15 protein-coding genes are annotated in these 18,062 nt (G+C 41.5%); 8 read left to right on the forward strand and 7 right to left on the reverse strand.

The features are described from left to right. Nucleotides 1-131: 131 nt before the first annotated feature. Nucleotides 132-3,344 carry a choice-of-anchor D domain-containing protein gene (locus HZA77_11125; GenBank protein ID MBI5375978.1) on the forward strand — a complete coding sequence of 1,071 codons (3,213 nt, stop codon included), beginning with the start codon at nt 132-134 and terminating at the stop codon, nt 3,342-3,344. 95 nt (nt 3,345-3,439) lie between these two features. Here HZA77_11125 and HZA77_11130 read toward each other — a convergent pair whose 3' ends face one another. Continuing rightward, nucleotides 3,440-4,816 carry a cation diffusion facilitator family transporter gene (locus HZA77_11130; GenBank protein MBI5375979.1) on the reverse strand — a complete coding sequence of 459 codons (1,377 nt, stop codon included), beginning with the start codon at nt 4,814-4,816 and terminating at the stop codon, nt 3,440-3,442. 165 nt (nt 4,817-4,981) lie between these two features. Then, nucleotides 4,982-5,761 (reverse strand): hypothetical protein, encoded by a 780-nt coding sequence (locus HZA77_11135; GenBank protein MBI5375980.1) that lies wholly within the window; start codon nt 5,759-5,761, stop codon nt 4,982-4,984. A gap of 134 nt (nt 5,762-5,895) precedes the next feature. On the opposite strand from HZA77_11135, the gene HZA77_11140 reads away from it, so the two are divergent. Together HZA77_11140 and HZA77_11145 are read left to right on the forward strand one after the other, a co-directional pair. Beyond that, complete coding sequence (locus HZA77_11140; protein ID MBI5375981.1) at nt 5,896-6,750, forward strand: hypothetical protein; 855 nt, start codon at nt 5,896-5,898, stop codon at nt 6,748-6,750. A gap of 76 nt (nt 6,751-6,826) precedes the next feature. After that, nucleotides 6,827-7,993 (forward strand): 4Fe-4S binding protein, encoded by a 1,167-nt coding sequence (locus tag HZA77_11145; protein MBI5375982.1) that lies wholly within the window; start codon nt 6,827-6,829, stop codon nt 7,991-7,993. 24 nt (nt 7,994-8,017) lie between these two features. Here the strand turns inward: HZA77_11145 and HZA77_11150 are convergent, their stop codons facing one another. Further along, nucleotides 8,018-10,228 (reverse strand): PKD domain-containing protein, encoded by a 2,211-nt coding sequence (locus HZA77_11150; protein ID MBI5375983.1) that lies wholly within the window; start codon nt 10,226-10,228, stop codon nt 8,018-8,020. Nucleotides 10,229-10,660: 432 nt separating this feature from the next. On the opposite strand from HZA77_11150, the gene HZA77_11155 reads away from it, so the two are divergent. The 5 genes from HZA77_11155 (at nt 10,661) to HZA77_11175 (ending at nt 13,801) form a co-directional block, all read left to right on the forward strand. Further along, nucleotides 10,661-11,323, forward strand: coding sequence for a dTMP kinase (locus tag HZA77_11155; GenBank protein MBI5375984.1), 663 nt, complete (start codon nt 10,661-10,663; stop codon nt 11,321-11,323). Between the two features lie 47 nt (nt 11,324-11,370). Continuing rightward, nucleotides 11,371-12,240, forward strand: coding sequence for a stage 0 sporulation protein (locus tag HZA77_11160; protein ID MBI5375985.1), 870 nt, complete (start codon nt 11,371-11,373; stop codon nt 12,238-12,240). Further along, a complete protein-coding gene (locus HZA77_11165; protein ID MBI5375986.1) occupies nt 12,237-13,019 on the forward strand; it encodes a prepilin peptidase in 783 nt (260 codons plus the stop codon). The genes HZA77_11160 and HZA77_11165 overlap by 4 nt, the downstream gene beginning before the upstream one ends. A gap of 150 nt (nt 13,020-13,169) precedes the next feature. Next, nucleotides 13,170-13,400 (forward strand): AbrB/MazE/SpoVT family DNA-binding domain-containing protein, encoded by a 231-nt coding sequence (locus HZA77_11170; GenBank protein MBI5375987.1) that lies wholly within the window; start codon nt 13,170-13,172, stop codon nt 13,398-13,400. Then, nucleotides 13,397-13,801, forward strand: a complete 405-nt coding sequence (locus HZA77_11175; GenBank protein MBI5375988.1) for a type II toxin-antitoxin system VapC family toxin — start codon at nt 13,397-13,399, stop codon at nt 13,799-13,801. The genes HZA77_11170 and HZA77_11175 overlap by 4 nt, the downstream gene beginning before the upstream one ends. 39 nt (nt 13,802-13,840) lie before the next feature. Here the strand turns inward: HZA77_11175 and HZA77_11180 are convergent, their stop codons facing one another. The 4 genes from HZA77_11180 to dnaJ are packed head-to-tail and all read right to left on the reverse strand — an operon-like array spanning nt 13,841 to nt 18,062. Further along, a complete protein-coding gene (locus HZA77_11180) occupies nt 13,841-15,235 on the reverse strand; it encodes an SGNH/GDSL hydrolase family protein (protein ID MBI5375989.1) in 1,395 nt (464 codons plus the stop codon). 51 nt (nt 15,236-15,286) lie between these two features. Next, entirely contained in the window at nt 15,287-16,033 is a 747-nt protein-coding gene (locus HZA77_11185) for a 16S rRNA (uracil(1498)-N(3))-methyltransferase (protein MBI5375990.1), read from the reverse strand. Continuing rightward, nucleotides 16,033-16,986 (reverse strand): 50S ribosomal protein L11 methyltransferase, encoded by a 954-nt coding sequence (locus tag HZA77_11190; protein MBI5375991.1) that lies wholly within the window; start codon nt 16,984-16,986, stop codon nt 16,033-16,035. The genes HZA77_11185 and HZA77_11190 overlap by 1 nt, the downstream gene beginning before the upstream one ends. A 5-nt stretch (nt 16,987-16,991) precedes the next feature. Continuing rightward, complete coding sequence (gene dnaJ, locus HZA77_11195) at nt 16,992-18,062, reverse strand: molecular chaperone DnaJ (protein ID MBI5375992.1); 1,071 nt, start codon at nt 18,060-18,062, stop codon at nt 16,992-16,994.

Consider the following 18,062-nt stretch of genomic DNA (forward strand, 5'->3'; position numbering starts at 1 on the left):
ATTGCAACTAGGTTGTGGGATTTCCCAAAAGATTAAACCTGTAAAAAATGAAGGAATGAAGTTTCGAAATATACGCACTGTGTAATGAACACGAGGAGTTATTTAACAACATTATGAAAGGGGAGTAGAAGATGAAAAGCAGATGTATTGTATTAGCAGTTTTTTTAATGTCGATTTTTTCAAGTTCAGTTTTTGCGCAAAGCAATTATGTAACAACATGGCAGACACGCTATCCTTCATCGCAGTCAGTGAATAATGTTAATACTGCTTTGGGATCTAAATGCCGCTTCTGTCATTTTACTTCTTCAACATCAACATGGAATGCCTATGGTTGGGCCTTAAGGTTAGAAATTAATAATAATGGAAAAACAATTAGTCAGGCACTTGCTGCTGTAGAGTCTCTAAACTCTGATGGAGATCCTACGAACTCATCTAACCTGGTAGAAATCAACGCAAACGCACAACCAGGATGGACATCAGGCGCTAATAATACCAGATATAATACTAGTTCAACTGTTTTAAATCAAACAGCTCCAGCAATTTCTAATTTAGATCCTGCGGCAGCTACACAGCCTGCCATTAACGTGTCGCCGGCGTCTCTTGCTTTTGGTTCAGGAGTTGTTGGCGTAACCAAGACGCTTGCAGCCACTATAAGCAACAGTGGGAATGCTAACCTTAGTGTTACCGGTCTTTCAATCACCGGTAGTTCGGATTTTAAGCTTAACTCATCTGTGCCGGCTACACCATTAACAGTTGCACCCAGTGCCTCAGTTAATATATCTGTTGATTTTACACCTTCATCTACGGGTGCAAAGGTTGGAACTTTTCAGATTGCAAGCTCTGACCCGAGCAAAGCGACAGTTTCAGTAAATCTTTCGGGGACTGGTGATCCGGTTCCCCAACCAGATATCAATGTGCTGCCAGTATCACTTGGTTTTGGTACAGAAGTAGTTGGTGCAACGAAGACTCTTACGACTACTATAAATAACATTGGTAATGCAAGTCTTACGGTAACCGGTCTTTCAATCACCGGGAGTTCTGATTTTAAGCTTAACTCATCAGCTCCGGCTGTGTCCTTTACAGTTGCAGCTAACGCTTCAGTTGATGTAGCTGTTGATTTTATTCCTTCATCTACAGGTGCTAAGGTTGCAACCCTTCAGATTGCAAGCTCTGATCCGGATGAAGCTACTGTGTCTGTAAATCTTTCAGGGACAGGTAGCCCTGTATTGCAACCAGACATCAATGTACTTCCAGTATCACTTGGTTTTGGTACAGAAGTAGTTGGTGCAACGAAGACTCTTACGACCACTATAAACAATATAGGCAATACAGACCTTACGGTAACTGGTCTTTCAATCAGCGGTAGTTCGGATTTTAAGCTTAACTCATCAGCTCCGGTTGTATCCTTTACAGTTGCAGCTAACGCTTCAGTTGATGTAGCTGTTGATTTTATTCCTTCATCTACAGGTGCTAAGGTTGCAACCCTTCAGATTGCAAGCTCTGACCCGGATGAAGCGACAGTTTCTGTAAATCTTTCGGGGACTGGTAGCTCGATGACGCAGCCTGACATCAATGTACTTCCAGTATCACTTGGTTTTGGTACAGAAGTTATTGGTGCAACTAAGACCCTTACTGCCACTATAAGCAATGTCGGTAATGCTGACCTTACTGTAACCGGTCTTTCAATCAGTGGCAGTTCTGATTTTAAGCTTAACTCATCAGCTCCGGCTGTGTCCTTTACAGTTGCAGCTAACAACTCAGTTGAAATAGCCGTAGATTATACGCCTTCATCTGCCGCAGCAAGCAGTGCAACATTACAGATTGCAAGCTCTGATCCGGACGAGGCGACAGTTTCTGTAAATCTTTCCGGGACTGGTAGTTCTGTTGCCCAGCCTGATATCAATGTATTGCCTGCGGCTCTTGATTTCGGGACAGAAGTTGTTGGCACTACCAAGACACTTACAGCTGCTATAAGCAACATCGGGAATGCTGACCTTACGGTAACCGGTCTTTCAATCAGCGGCAGTTCAGATTTTTCGCTTAATTCATCAACACCATCTGTATCATTTACAGTTGCAGCTAACAACTCGGTTGAAATAGCTGTTGATTTTACTCCTTCATCTGCCGCAGCAAGCAGTGCAACATTACAGATTGCAAGCTCCGATCCGGACGAGGCGACAGTTTCTGTAAATCTTTCCGGGACTGGAACTGACACAACAATCCAGAGTGTTGACTATGATGTTAAAGAGTTTTCTGTAACAAAAAGTGTGAAATTGAAAGAAGGAAAATCTATTAAGATAAAGTTGGTTGCTGAAAATAATGGAACGACCAATGAACCTCGAAATGCTACTGTAAAAGGTATTCAGAATAACGCGGAAATCTATAATCAGACAATATCCATCTCTGTTGATCCTGCAAATAGCGATGATGGTGATGATGACGATGATGACGACAACAATAATGGCGGAGGTTCCAATGGGCATACAGTAAATGAGGACGGAGTCTATCATAGACCTGGCCTGAAGGACCCGATGACGAACTGTACCGAATGTCATGGTTCGGATCTTAAGGGTGGAGATGTAGGAGTATCCTGCTATAGTTGTCATGATGCAAAGTGGTCTGAAAGTGGCAATGGAGATGGCAACAATACCGGAGGTTCCAATGGGCATACAGTGAACAAGGACGGAGTCTATCATAGACCTGGCTTGAATGATCCGATGACTAACTGCACCGAATGTCATGGTTCAGACCTTAAGGGCGGAAGCGTCGGAGTGTCTTGCTATAGTTGTCATGGTGCTAAATGGTCTGAAAATGGAGACGATGACGAGAGTGATAAACAAGCCCTTACTGCTAATAAAACCACATCCTCATCAGAAGAAGATAATGATGAAGAAGAAGCTAATGTTGAGACCTTTGAATTTCCGGATTATACAGCGATTGCATCAGGTGATATAACATGGACAATAACTATAGATGATGACGATTCTGATCTGGATGAAGCGTCGGCAACAACAAAAGTCTCCGGACAAAAATCTTCTGTTGTTGAAGTTAAACCGAGCAAAGTTAGTATAAAAGCAGGAAAGAAGAAGGAACTTGCAGCAAACATTAAAACCAAATCAAGCAAGAAAAAATCTGCAACAACATCACAAAAGTTTGATTGGTATGTAAATGATGTCCTTGGGGGCAACAGTGAAGTAGGGACCATAACGCCGGTTAAAAAAGGTGGAAAAGCGAAATATGCAGCCCCCACCAAACTTACCGGGAGTAACAAAATAACAATCAAGGCTGTTAGCAAGAGCGACTCATCGCTGTACGGAACATCTCAGGTTACTATACAAAAATAAGTTGTAAAACCTGAAGCTATAACGCATCAGCCGGCAGAGTGAAAGTGGACAACTCTGCCGGTTTTTTATTGATAAAATTTCTTGCAGGACTGATACTAAAAAAAAGGTTCTGCATGGATGATTACTCTGTATGCATTTGGGATGTTCTGTAGAATCATCCATTCAAAAGCTTTTGTTATAGAATGTACTTCATCTAGAAGTACGGAGTTGTCAAAGGAACAAAGCAGGGATATAAAAAGTCTTTCCTTTTCAGTTTTGCGTATCTGAATATTCTGAACGTCATATATGTGGCCTATCTCTTCAGCAGTACGCATGATAATTTTTTTTAAATCATCTTCTACTTCGGGTGCCAGTGGCGTACTTCCTTTTTCATCTGGCGGAAGAGGATCGATATGTATACTTATATCAATGTTGTTATTAAACTCCTTTCTGATGTCATCTTCAAAATTGGAAACGATATCATGGGCCTCCTTTATTGTCAGACCACGATCAACTTCCACATCGAAACTTACAAGAACCTTCTCTTCAGCAGTAGTTGTAGCAATATTATGGACATTAATATTGTGGTTCATACCTATTATATGAACCCGTTCAGCGACAGTCTCACAGTCCAGCGCAACAGGTTTGGTGTTAATAGTTATGTCACCTATCTCGCATATTTTGCTGACATGGCTTTCTATGGTACTGCAAATTAGCTGTACGCTTTCGATAGACAGGTTTCTGCTGACGTTTACAGTCATTTCAACAAATACGTGAGGGCCCGCAGGCTTAACCCTTATCTTTTCTATGTTTACAACACCATTTACCGTTTTTGTCGCTGCAATTATCTGCTCAGTTATACCTTCCGGAGCTGCATCTGTAAGAACGTTAACAGTTCTTTTCCCTAGACGAAAAGCAGCAGAAAGAACAATAACTGCAACAGTGATACCAGCAATTGCATCAGCCCAGGTAATCCCAATTGCCACGAAGACAAGTCCGCCAAGAACTACTGCGGAACTGAAAATATCAAGATTGAAATGAAGCGCATCCGCTTCCAGCGCCTGGCTCTTTGTTTCCTTAGCTACTTTTGACAATGCCCTGGACCTTGAAAAGTCAACGACCATGGAAATTATCAGAACAAGGACGGAATACCATGTGACTTTGACGTCGCTTTCCCTGTACATGAGCCTGTGAGCGGCTTCATAAATGATCAGGGAACTTGCTATCAGCAAAATGCCGCTTTCGATGAGTGCTGCGATACTCTCTACTTTGGTGTGGCCGTAATGGTGGTCTTTGTCAGCCGGCTTGTCTCCGATCTTTACTGCAAAATAGGTAAGCGATGCGACGCCGAAATCAAGACCAGAATGAGCGGCTTCAGATATGATGCCGATGCTTCCTGTAGCAATGCCTACAACAAGTTTCATTCCAGTAAGAAGGAAGCTTGCTATCACGGAACTCAGGGCAACATTTTGTTTTTTTTTCTTATATTTCACAACTTATCCCGGCCATGAGCGACAATGTCATTGTCCTCTGCCCAATGGCTTTTTACATAGAAGGCACTTGATGTCAAGGTCGTGTTAAGCGTAAAAAGTGCAATATTCCATGTAATGGCTTCATCAATGTTTCATACTTGATGATTGATATGAATAGTATGATAATTAAAAGGAAGGGGTAAGCCGGATGCTGTCGATCCTTTGACCACCCTCAGAATGTACTCTGGAGATTTTACTTTTATAAGGTTTCTTTCCTTTAGCCAGAGAGGAATCAGTGTCATAAAGCACGATAGATTGGATGTTATTGGTGGCCATGTGGGGCTTTAATGCTGTCACAAGCACAGGGAAAACTTCTTCAGGTTGAGATGAGGGTCCAGTGCTTGTTGCTTTTATATTCCATAAAAGGACTTTATTTTTTTTCTGATATTCTTTGCCGTCATACGCGTCAAGTCTGATAAATCTATCAAAGACTGTTATTGTTTTTTTTACTTCTGTATAGCCTACCACACCCTGCCCAGGCGCATTGCTGGATACTCCGAATTTGGTTCCCAAATAAACTATTTTATCCTGATTAGGATCTGACTTGACGCTCATCTGATCCCATATAGGGATTTTTTTTGTGGTTTGTATTTGCTGGGGCTTCCCTATACCATAGGAGAAGTTTATAACCATTTCTGCTGGTTCATTCTCTTTTGCAGGAACAAAGCCATGCCCGGTAAGCGCTTCATCCAGTAAAGATGCGACTTCTTCATAACGCTGGTTTCCAGTAGTGCTTTCAATTCCATCCGGGACCAGGAGATAGCTCTTTCCTGTTGATGCAGTGTCCGTATTATTAACGGATTCAATGTTTACAGTGAATTCGTGTTCTTTCGAAGCGGAACAACCGGAAAAGATCAGCAGAAGAATTAACAGTGCAATTTTTTTGCTATGTTTAGCTTCATACATATTTATTCTCCTTATTAATTTATATAAGGAATCAAATTTGTTAAAAGCGTCTATGATCTGAAAAGTTTTACTTGACTGAATTTTATAATTAACACATTTAAAAGCTACAATAAACTATAATTGTTGAAATATAAATGACAAAACATCTTTATCTCATTGACGGAAGCTCATATATGTACAGGGGATTTTTTGCCATGCCCCGGCTTTCCAATTCAAAAGGGATTCCCACTAACGCGATTCTCTCAGTCACCAATATGCTGAGAAAGTTCATTCGTGAGAAACAGCCTGAATATCTTGCCGTTGCCTATGACAGAAAGGAAGAAACATTCCGCCATGTTGAATATGAGGACTACAAGGCCAACCGTCCCGGTATGCCTGATGAGCTTGTTCAGCAGATCCCTTTTATCAAGGCAATTGTAGATTATATGAACATCCCGGGGCTTGAAAAGGCGGGCTTTGAGGCTGACGATATTATGGCAACTCTTGCAGTGAGAGGAGTCGCGGAAGGTTACAATATTACATTTGTGAGCGCAGACAAGGATATGATGCAGTTGATAGATGAAAATATAAATATGTATGATCCTATGCGCGACAGATGGTTTGATGAAATGGCAGTGATTGAACGTTTCGGTGTTCCCCCTGCAAAAGTTGCTGACGTTCTTGCACTTATGGGAGACCAGTCAGATAACATTCCCGGAGTTCCAGGTATTGGAGAGAAAACTGCAAAGAATCTTATACAGGAATTTGGGAGCATAGAGGCATTGATTGAAAATTCATCATCAATAAAGCAGAAGAAGGTAAAAGAGAAGATAGATACTTTTAAAGAACAGGCACTGCTCAGTAAAAAGCTTGTGCTTCTTGAAAGGAATGTCCCGCTTGATATTAGCATTGAAGAGCTAAAACTTGGTGAACCAAAAAAAGAGGAACTCATACTTCTTTTCCGCGAACTTGAGTTTAAGAATCTGCTCAGGGAGTTTGAAGGGCATTGACTGCTGATATTATATCTTCTTCGTAAATCATGGATAGTCTTGACTTTCTCTGTACAGATTATAAAAAATAAACATCATGATAAAATCTACTATAATAGATGCAGCCATAAAGAGCATTTTAAGAGGAGAAATAGAAGTTACAGGATATCTATGCCCAACTCTTAAATCCCCTAAATCCTCTTGCCATATATGTATGGAAGTTTGTCCGGCAAATGCCATTTCAATGTCTGAAGGGATGATAGATGAGGCGAAATGTTTTAACTGTGGTTTATGCATTTCTGCGTGTCCGTCCGGAGTTTTTCTATCACGTCTTGAAAGCGATGCCAATATAGTCGAGCTTGCAATGTCAGCGGTAAAGAACAGCACTGACGGCGCTTCTGTTATTTTTGCATGCGGAATGGCGCACAATGAGATGGGACCGGTTGTACCTATTAGATGTCTGGGAAGATTGACTGAAAACATCCTTCTCTGGCTTAAGAAAAATGGCATTACGAATATTACGTTCGAAAGCGGAGATTGTCCAACATGCAGTCTGTCGAGAGGGGATGCTGTATTCAAATATAACCATCGTCTGGCAAGGCTTATAGCTGAAAGCGCCGGGATCAAATGGGAGAAAGGACAAGCACAGGAAATAAGGAAAGAGGAAAATGCCGGGGAAAAGAAAGAAAAAAATATCAGTGTCCCATCCGGAGGTTTTTCAAGGAGGGATTTCTTTAAAAGACTAAGGGGTGAAGGCATTTTAAAGGTAGGTGAGATGGTTACTGAGTCAATTAAAATGCCGCCGAAGGAAAATGTAAAAACAAGCGGGAAAAGCCCGAGGCGCAACCTTTTAAAGAAGATACTTGATGGTATGGGCAATGGAAGCATTTATGATGGAAGCGGAGGTATATATATACCTTTTGGTGATGTTTCCATTAGTGCTGAATGTATTGGTTGCGATGTATGCCAGATACTTTGCCCCACTGCGGCATTATACAAAGAGAAGTCTGAAGACAAAGTAAAGCTGATGTTCAGTTACGACAGGTGCATAAGCTGCGGTTTGTGTGCGGAGATTTGTCTCGGCAAGGCTATAAAAGTACAGCCTCTGTTTGACCCTAAAAAGATTGTTAACCCTTCTCCCCGCGAGCTTATTTCCTTCAGGAATAAAACGTGCAGTGTCTGTTCAACTGAGTTTGCATCACGCTCTGATGATGAAGAGATATGTTTTTTTTGCAGCAAGAGAGGAAAATACAGGGGAGGCTGAAATCAACCTCCCCTTTTGTTTTTGTTAGTTGCTCAAAGCTCCCTGATTAATCCAATCTTTGATAGTCTGAAGCTGTGTTGGTGTGATTGAACCGCCAGGAGGCATTGTGCCGTCTATGATTCTTGTGATGAGCAGACTGTTATCCGCGTCGAAGGGGATAACTGCTGGTCCGCTTGCACCGCCCTGATAGATCTTTGAAACTGTGCTTACATCAAGCCCGCCTAGTGCACCACTGCCGCTGTGGCAGCCGAGGCAGTTCGGGTCAAGCACAGGAACAACATCGCACTTGAATCTAACAATTCCCGAGCCATCGCTTGCAACATTTATAAGAACTGTTGCTGATGCTGTTCCTCCGAGATTGTCAGTTACTGTTAATGATACATTGAATGTTCCCGGACATGCGAAAGAATGTACCGGGTTTATCTCGGAGCTTGTTGTTGAGTCTCCGAAATCCCAGAAGTATGTTGCTATAGAGCCGTCAGAGTCACTTGCTGTTGATGTAAATGTTACGTTTAGAGGAATTACTCCTGATGTAGGTGTTGCAGAAACAGAAACAGTAGGCAGTGCATTGGGCTGTGACATCTTGTCCAGGGTGTCTATAAGTACCTGAAGGATTGAACGGACACGTTTCTGTTCGTTGCAATCAATGATTGCATCATTTGAATCAGGCTCAGTGCCGCAACCGTCAAGTTTATTAAGCATGTTTTTTGTCTCTAAAAGTGCCTTGCCGTAATCTACATAGGGTCCTCCGGTGCTCCACTTTGCGCCGTGGCATGTATAGCATGATGGAGCTGTAACGCCGCCTGTTAGATCTGCGCCATGACAACCGGTGCAGTAGGTTTCAGGATAGTGTAACCCCGGTCTGTGATAAACGCCGTTGTTGTTGATTGTATGGCCCAAGAAAGCTCCGCTACCGCTGGAATATTCTTCTTCGTGAAGCCCTACGAATTTGCTTATATTATTTAATTTTACAATTAGCAATTCACGGCTTGCTTCACCATTGTTAAATGATGTGGAAGGCAGTCCATTTATGACATTTCTTAATCCTATTATCTGCCTGTCAACAGGCGCCACATAAGTCTGGGTTAGCTTCTCTACCTGAATAGTAGGAACGCGGTTCAGGTCATAACTTAATCCGCCGTTTCGAAGCACGCGTCCGTCGGGCAGAAGGTTATACCCTGCAGTATCTCCACCTTCTTTCAAAGAAGCGGTGATTGTCCAGTTATTCATATAAGGGTCATAGAGAAAACAGTCTTTAAGTATTCCAAGGGAATTTGCACCGCCCGGAATAAGCACTGAGCCATCATAAAGCTTTACCACTGAAAAAAGGTTACCTCTGATTGATGGCATTGACTTTATTGATGTGAAGGTTCTTGTCGCCGGGTCATATAGTTCTGCTGTTGCTGTTGTGGTAGTTCCTGTGAGACCGCCGCCTGCAATCAGCACTTTCCCATTGTTTAAGAGCATATGAGCATGTGTGTTCCTTACACTGTTCATATTGCCTATATATGTGAAGGTGTTTGCCGCCGGGTCATAAATCTCTGCGCTGGATTGCGGATTTGTGATGCCCACAAGCGTTCCTCCTGTGAGGAGTACTGTCCCGTCAGGAAGAAGATCTGCACCATGAAAAAGCCTCGGTGTTGTCATGTCGCCTATGTAGGTGAATGCCCCTGTTGCGGGATCATAAATTTCCGCTGTCTTAAGAGCAATAGAGCTTCCAAGGCTAGCTCTGTCTCCACCGCCCGTGACCAGCACTCTGCCGTCGCTAAGGAGAGTCATCTGATGGTTTCTTCTCGCATAATTCATTGAGCCGGTCAGAGTCCAGACTCCTGTTGCAGGGTCAAATATCTCTGCTTTGTTGGTTATTAATGTCGTTCCGCCGCCGTAGGCAAGTCTTCCGCCGCTTACGAGCACTCTGCCGTCATTTAGGAGGACTATTCCCATGCTCATTCTACCGACGTTCATTGACCCGGTAGAAGTCCATGTATTTGTGGTTGCGTCATAGATTTCTGCGCTTGTGAGTGCTGGTCCGCCGGTAGCATTTGTGCCTCCTGTTGACAACACTCTTCCGTCAGCTAAATTTACACTTCCGTGGAGAAATCTTCGTGAGTTTAAATCAGCTTCCTGATACCATCCACCAGGCATCTTTGGATTGTATTCTACTGCCCATGTGAGAATAACAAAAGAAAGAACTGCAAGTAAAGCTATCCTGTAACTTTTACTCCCAATTTTCATAAATAAACCCCCGGTTGAAAAATATTTTAATGAAATTTCTATTTATGTTTAAATCGTGTTTATGAAATCCTTAAAACTGTTCAGGAAGGTTTGTTTCTATCTGATTACCACCCCCTTTCAATCAATCCAGTTTAAAAGATTGTTAAGTGCAGTGTTAAAAATAGTCGTGTGGTTATCAACATAGAATAGAATTGAACATTTTATTCAACCAGCACGTTGCTCTTCTTTTGCTGTAAATTGCTATTGTTGGAAAAAGAGCAAAAAACTGAAAAACACTTCAACTTGCTGTTTTTTTTAATTTAATTGGTGGACTATGATCTTATTTTATTGAATCGAACAAATTTTCTTCTCATTTATTCCGGATAGGCAGTTGCAACCCCTTTTCATTGTTGATTTATCTTATCTATACGTGTTAATTCTGCCTCTATACTTATGAATAGAAATAGCAAGAAAAATGGGGTTTTTATCACCTTCGAAGGGATTGAAGGATGCGGTAAGACTACGGCTATAAAGTATGTGGCTCAATATCTAAAGAAGATGGGACATGATGTAGTTCTCACAAGGGAGCCGGGCGGAACAAAGATAGGTAACAGGATAAGAAAGATACTGCTTTCCCAGAAGAGTTCTGCAATGACACCAAAGGCAGAACTTATGCTATACTGTGCAAGCCGGGCACAGCATGTTGAGGAAATAATCTTTCCTGCCGTCCATGAAGGGAAAATAGTTCTTTGTGACAGATTTTCTGATGCTACACTTGCCTATCAGGGTTACGCAAGAGGCCTCGGGGTAAAAGAAGTGAAATCTCTCGATAAAATAGCATGCAGGGGTTTGGAGCCTGACCTTACAATACTTCTTGATGTAGATGTACGTATAGGATTGCGGCGTGCCATGAGAAGGAATGATGAAAACAATGGATGGGATGAAGGAAGGTTTGAAAGAGAAAGCGAAGAATTCCACAACAGAGTAAGAGAAGGTTACTTAAAGCTTGCGCAAAAAGAGAAAAAAAGGATAAAGATAATAGATTCAACTGTTAGTGAGAAGGAGATGGTGTATAATGCAGTCAAAGAGGTGGAGAAGTTTTTAAGAAAAAAATAATTTCATATTGGCAAGCTCCAATATGTTTATAATCCTGAGGATGGAAGATGGAACAAGAGGGAACAGAAATAAAAGAGGAAACACCTGAGATAATACGGACGAGATTGATTGGATGCTGTAAGCTTTATCATTTCATCACTGCCGGGATTAAGCTAAAAAAGGGTGATTACTGTATTGTTGAAGTTGATAAAGGACAGGATGCTGCGATTGTAACATCCGATCCCTTTATCCCGCACAAGGGGACAGATATCTCATCATTTAAAAAAGTAATAAGAAAAGCTACAGATGATGATGTTAAGAAAATAGAGACACACAAGGAGAAGGAAAGGGAAGTATTAAGAAAAGCCGGAGATAAAGTTGAATCGCGCAATCTTCAGATGAAAATTGTTCGTGTAGACACTTCCTTTGATGACTCGAAAATAATATTTTATTTTATTGCTGACGGCAGGATCGACTTCAGGGAGCTCGTAAAAGACCTTGCTTATGAGTTCAGAACAAGAATTGAAATGAGGCAGATAGGAGTAAGAGACCAGGCACGGATAATCGGGGGCTACGGTCATTGCGGCAGGGAACTCTGCTGCAGCTCATTCCTTGAAGAGTTTGAGCCTGTTTCCATTAAAATGGCGAAAGCTCAGAACCTGACTTTGAATCCCAATAAACTTTCCGGAATCTGCGGGCGTCTCATGTGTTGTCTTATGTATGAATACACGACATACAAGGAGATAAACCGAGACCTGCCTAAATATGGCAAAAAGGTGACTTTGCATGATGGAAGGACAGGGAAGGTGAGAAAGGTCAACACCATTACGCGTAAGCTCATAGTCGAACTTGAAGACACCACAATGGTGACTGTAGACGCCGATGATCTTGACGTGGAAAAGGTTGCCCTCGAAGCTGACGACTCAGCGGATGAATGATGCCTGGCCTGGTACTTTCAGTTTTCATTTTTGCAGCAGGTCTATGTGTCGGTAGTTTTATAAATGTTTGCATCTACAGACTTCCCAGAGAGGAATCAATAGTAACTCCCCGTTCTCACTGCACCCGGTGCGGAAATCTTATCAGCTTCTATGACAATATACCGGTAATAAGCTATATTGTACTTGCCGGAAAATGCAGGCACTGCGGAGTTAAAATATCTTTTCAATACCCTCTGGTTGAAATCCTTACAGGGTCACTGTTTTCTGCCATATACTATGTTTACTCTTATTCCGCAGAGTTTGCTGTCTATCTCGTTCTTACGTCGGCTCTTCTGATAGTAAGCGGTATTGACATCACTCACAGGATCATACCTGACGAGATATCGCTGGGATTTATTCCTCTCGGGATATTGAGTTGCTTTGTCAGGGAATTAAAATTTATTGATTCACTGGCAGGGATACTCGCAGGCGGCGGAGTGCTTTTTTTTATTGCATGGGCATATGAAAAGTTAACAGGTGATGAAGGTATGGGCGGAGGTGATATAAAGCTTCTTGCCATGATCGGTGCATTTACAGGCATCATGGGAACAGCATTCACACTGTTTATCGGCTCGCTGCTCGGAAGCCTTGCAGGCGGTGCCATGATACTCTTTGGAGGGAAAGGAAGAAAATACCCGATTCCATTCGGAGTTTTCCTTTCTCTTGCAGCTCTGATTTTTATTATTGCCGGCAAAAAACTGATTGGTCTTTATACAGGATTACTTACAGGAAACTACTGAAATTCAGTCACTCTTTATTCTTCATTTCTCATGTCAAATATTATTACCTGTCATAAGTTTACATACAATATAAATATGTTATTACTATAAATAAATTGACGTACATTGTTATTATGGTTATATTTTATTGTATATCTAATGGGAGATTTTATGGATAAATCGCTTGTCACATCCAAGGGACAGATAGTAATCCCCTCAAGACTGCGCCGCAAGTATGGCATCAAAAAAGGAACACAGGTTTTTATTTATGAGCAGGATGAGAAAATAATTATTAAACCAGTCACAGATGAGTATATAAAAAGCCTTGCCGGGATAACCAAAACAAAGGGAAGGCTAATGAAGGCGCTGATGGAAGAAAAGAAAAAGGAACGGGTACTGTGAGGATTGTAAAAAAAGTTTTAGACAGCTATAGCCTCATAGCCTTCTTTGAAGGTGAAGCTGGAAAAGATAAGATGGTTGAAATATTTCAGGATGCGAGGGATTCAGGACGCCCAGCTCTTCTCTCCGTAGTGAATTGGGGAGAGATCTATTATATAACACTTCGGGAAGACGGGCGCGAGCGGGCTGACCAGTTAGCCCATTTGATTTCTACGTTGCCAATAGAATTGATTCCGGCAGATTTGGAGCTTGCCAGACAGGCTGCTGAATTCAAAGCAGTAAAAAAAATGTCTTATGCTGACTGTTTCGCGGCGGCTCTGGCAAAATTGCGGAAGGCTGAGCTTGTTACCGGTGATAAGGAATTCAGGCAGGTGGAAGGGGAGCTGAAAATACATTGGCTTTAGAGAGGATAGGTTTTGCAAACATTGTGTTATTTACACGTACTAAGAAGATGTGTTTTCCAGCTTATTTATTATGAAGTCAGATAAATACTGGCCTATAAGCTGATTGCCAAAATCATTATAGTGAACCCAGTCGAAATATGTTCTTTGAGATTCTCCATTGAAGAATCCTCTCATATCAAGAAAAGAATCATGTAATTCATCGCCGATCTCTTTTGCTGCGTACTCCGAAGAATCATAAATCATCTTGTGATAGTCTACATGATATTGCTGGGCAGCGAATTGGACATTGCAATCATAAAGCATCTTTTCCGCCGGAGTAAAAACTTTCTTTAGTTCGGGAAGAAGCATTGGCTGCAATATTGAAAGGAAGAAAACTTTTCTCTTGTCAGTTACTGCTTTCATGAAAACTATATTGGTAATGTAGTGTTCGATATTGTGTTTGTTGACAGCATTCGGCAGCGATTCAATCTGTTTTTCAGTAAGCCATTTGTCATAATTCAAATTGCTTCGCCACTTTACAATCGGATGAAATTCTTCTTCTGTTGTGGACGGGTATTTATTAATAATAATATCCGGTATTTTAACCTTTGGGCGGGGAAGTGAGTTTTGCAGTTTAACAAATAATTTATCAGAATATGTTATAGCCATATCCAAGAAATATGAATAACGCCAGATTTGATATCTTTCCGGAAGTTGAATCTTGAATTTTGGATTCTCTGCATCTGCTTTTAATTCTACATGTCTTTCGTTCCAATGATATCGTTCCGGATATGAATTATCTGTTTGCTCAACTATATTTTTTTGGAAAAAATCATTGTAACCGTCAAAAACAATGATCATGTCCGGCTTGTAGAATAAGATTTCAAATTCCAGGTAAGCAAGTTCCATTGATGAGTAATATCCTGCCACACCTGCATTGATAACCTCAAAATGATAATTTAAATTCTTTGGTTTGGTTGAATTTAAATATTTTTCCGTCTGGGCTGAAATGCTCTTGCTTGGTTCTGTAACACCGTGCCCTGCAACTGTTGAACCGCCAAGAATAAATATCCGGAAGACATCCTTCCTTTTCGAATAAACATCCCTGTTGATATCGCCATTACAAATGAACCCTGATTTGTCTGTAGCGTATATTGTTCTTTTGCCGGTAAAGCTGTTCCTCCAGCCGTACCAGGGATCATATTCATTCCATCTGGAAGCCTCATCATTTATTGCCTTTGATGTTTTTTGTTTTAACAGGACTCTGGTGAATATGGGATGGAAATTATCTTTGTATTCCATGAAGGTGCCGCCACTTGATATTCCGGTAATATACAAGAAGTAACTGAAAGCAAAAGCTCCCATTTCCAGAAACACAATTACCAGCAACATAGAGAAAAAAACAAGCGCTGATCTGCTAAACCAGTTTAGCTTTTCAAATCGATTGTTGTCCAATAATCAGTCTCCTGCTAAGAAATATTGTTCAGCATTAATTATCTTTGTTTTTTAAAACATATCAAGCTCATACTGAATAAGACTTATTGCTGCGAATACTGCTGTTTCAGCACTGAGAATATACTTGCCGAAGGTGGCGGTATTGAATCCGGAATCTCTGAGTATCTCTATTTCATCCGCGCATAGACCTCCCTCAGGTCCTATGACAACAATAACCGGGAAAGACCGCTGTTCCTGTATTCCCTTCAATACATTCCGCAGGCTTTCATGAGCCTCCTCCCAGAAGACTATTTTTGTGGGGTAATGGGATGATGAGTGAGCAAGCTCTTCGATGGTCAACGGTGTAGAGATTGAGGGAATAAAGGCCCTTCTCGACAGTGCGCATGCCTGAGCTGCGATCTTTGACCAGCGGTCGATTTTGCCTTTAATGGTTGCTTCTGTAAGCTTTACCTGGCTTCTCTTTGTCATTAATGGGAGTATTGCAGTAACGCCAAGCTCCGCTGCCTTTTCAATGGCTGTTTCCATTTTTTCTTTTTTCAGTATTCCAAGTGCAAGTGTTATTTTTGTTTCATCATTCACGCCAGTACGTCTTTCTTCGATGACAGCGCAGATACATTCTTTCTTCGATATTTTCTCTACCCTCGTTTCATATTCAGTTCCCTTGCCGTTAAAAAAAATAACCTTTGCTCCCGGTATTATTCTAAGAACACGCGTAAGTTTATGATAAACCTCTTCTGATACGCTTATCCTGCCGTCTTTTATGCGGTCTTCGCTCGTAAAGATTCTTGGTATTGTCATCAGGTTTGTTTCTTTGTTACATTTTTGTTTTTAGTTTCAGTCCGTTTCAGGAGAAGCCCTTTCCATTCACCGCATGATTTTGTCTTGATTTTTTTAAAATGATTTGAGATTTCCGGATGAGAAAGAAGTTCTTTTTCCTGTCCTTCAACGAGCCCTGATACGGCTAACAGTCCATTAGTTTTTACGATGTTCTTATAACATGAGCATATCCCAATATGTTCTGACAATATCATGTTAGCCGCAACTGCATCAAAATATTCACCGCCAAGATCAAAAGGAGAAAGGACATGGAGAGATATTTTACTTTTTAACCTGTTAAGGATTATATTTTCTTCAGCATTGTTTACTGCTTCCGGGTCTATATCTATCCCCTTGCAGCTTTTGAACCCGGATTTCGCGGCGGCTATTGAGAGGATGCCCGAACCTGTTCCTATGTCGAGAAATTTTTTTAGTTTTGCGGACTCAGTCATCGCGCTTATTTCTTCTATGAGCTTTAAGCATATCTTTGTTGACTCATGAGTGCCTGTTCCAAAGCCTTGTCCGGGATTTATTATAATTACAATCCTGCGGTTATGATACTTTTTATTCCATTCTTTATTCGTTTTATTCTTTTTATTCCAGGGCGGCAGAATGATAAAGGTTTTCCCGATTCTGACAGGCTTGAAGTGTTTCTTCCATTCTAACCCCCAATCCATACTTTCTATGGATTGGAAAGCGATCTTGACTTTTTTTGAGGCCTTGTTCCCTCTCTTGCAGACTGACTGAAGTCTTTTCCTGATATTCCGGACAGATGACTTGAAATCTTTTTCAGGAAAGTATGCTTTAAGGGTAATTATACTGTCTTCAATGGATAGCCTTTCCTCTTCGGTTCCGGATGCGCCTTCTTCAAAAAGGATGTTTGACAAAGCATCCTGGAAGACTGCTGGAGCTGTGATTGATAGTTCGATCCACATCAGGGTTATTTTGATGCTTGCAGTTTGTGAAGTTCCCGCAGAAGCTCTTTTTCTTTTGCTGTAAGATTGACAGGGGTCAAGACTTTGAACTTTACGAACTGGTTCCCTTTCTTCTTTGTGTTCTTGTCAGGGAGTCCTTTGCCTTTAATCTCTATTATATTTCCTGACTGTGTGCCATGCGGTATGGACACCTTTGTTTTGCCGTATAAGGTAGGTACTTCAAAATCATCTCCAAGGGCTGCCTGTGTGAAGGATATTGGTATCTCGCATTTTATGTCGTTCCCTTCGCGCTGGAACAACTCATGGTCTGTTATTCTGATATGAAGCAGCAGATCTCCGCTTTTTCCTTTTCTGATCCCTGAGTTTCCATTACCGGTGAACCTGAGCCATGTGTTTGTTTCGACTCCGGGAGGAATTTTAAATGATTCGTTTCTTATTATTTTAGTCCTTCCGGTCCCGTTGCATTTACCGCATTCCCTCAAAACAATATATCCTTCACCGAAGCAACACCTGCATGTCCGCTCTACTTTGAAGAATCCATGATGGTAAACAATGCTGCCAATCCCTTTGCATATAGGACATATTGACTTGCCCTGCTTCAGCTCAGCTCCGGTTCCATTGCATGAATGGCAGGTGTCGAAGCGCTCTACTTCAATCACACTCTCCTTGCCAAAGGCAACATCTGTAAGTGTAATTTCAGTTCTTATTCTTATATCACTCCCTTTTTTTTGGGCGTGTACGTGAGGAGAATAATGGTATCCCTCAAAATCATTTACAATGCCGTCAAATATATTCCTGAATCCGCTGCTGCTGCTTTCGTAAAAGTCAAAGAGATCCCAGTCGTTTCCAACGCCGTGCCTGAAAATCGTATCATTGTATTCCTGACGTTTTTTTCCATCGCTCAGGATTTCGTATGCAGAGGCTATTTCTTTGAATTTGTCTTCAGATTCCTTGCTTCCGGGATTTTTATCGGGATGGAACTTAATGGCAAGTTTCCTGTATGCCTTTTTTATGTCGGTTTCCGTGGCGTCATGATTGATGCCAAGGATCTGGTAGAAATCCCTGCCGTCTATCAT

The organism is Candidatus Schekmanbacteria bacterium (assembly GCA_016219965.1).
Taxonomy (GTDB): Bacteria; Schekmanbacteria; GWA2-38-11; order GWA2-38-11; family J061; genus JACRJM01.

Coding starts and splice junctions, on each gene's coding strand:
- dnaJ (MBI5375992.1), bottom strand. CDS start 18,062: ATGATAGACGGCAGGGATTTCTACCAGATCCTTGGCATCAATCATGAC.
- HZA77_11185 (MBI5375990.1), bottom strand. CDS start 16,033: ATGACAATACCAAGAATCTTTACGAGCGAAGACCGCATAAAAGACGGC.
- HZA77_11155 (MBI5375984.1), top strand. CDS start 10,661: ATGAATAGAAATAGCAAGAAAAATGGGGTTTTTATCACCTTCGAAGGG.
- HZA77_11170 (MBI5375987.1), top strand. CDS start 13,170: ATGGATAAATCGCTTGTCACATCCAAGGGACAGATAGTAATCCCCTCA.
- HZA77_11165 (MBI5375986.1), top strand. CDS start 12,237: ATGATGCCTGGCCTGGTACTTTCAGTTTTCATTTTTGCAGCAGGTCTA.
- HZA77_11190 (MBI5375991.1), bottom strand. CDS start 16,986: ATGTGGATCGAACTATCAATCACAGCTCCAGCAGTCTTCCAGGATGCT.
- HZA77_11135 (MBI5375980.1), bottom strand. CDS start 5,761: ATGTATGAAGCTAAACATAGCAAAAAAATTGCACTGTTAATTCTTCTG.
- HZA77_11145 (MBI5375982.1), top strand. CDS start 6,827: ATGATAAAATCTACTATAATAGATGCAGCCATAAAGAGCATTTTAAGA.
- HZA77_11150 (MBI5375983.1), bottom strand. CDS start 10,228: ATGAAAATTGGGAGTAAAAGTTACAGGATAGCTTTACTTGCAGTTCTT.
- HZA77_11160 (MBI5375985.1), top strand. CDS start 11,371: ATGGAACAAGAGGGAACAGAAATAAAAGAGGAAACACCTGAGATAATA.
- HZA77_11140 (MBI5375981.1), top strand. CDS start 5,896: ATGACAAAACATCTTTATCTCATTGACGGAAGCTCATATATGTACAGG.
- HZA77_11125 (MBI5375978.1), top strand. CDS start 132: ATGAAAAGCAGATGTATTGTATTAGCAGTTTTTTTAATGTCGATTTTT.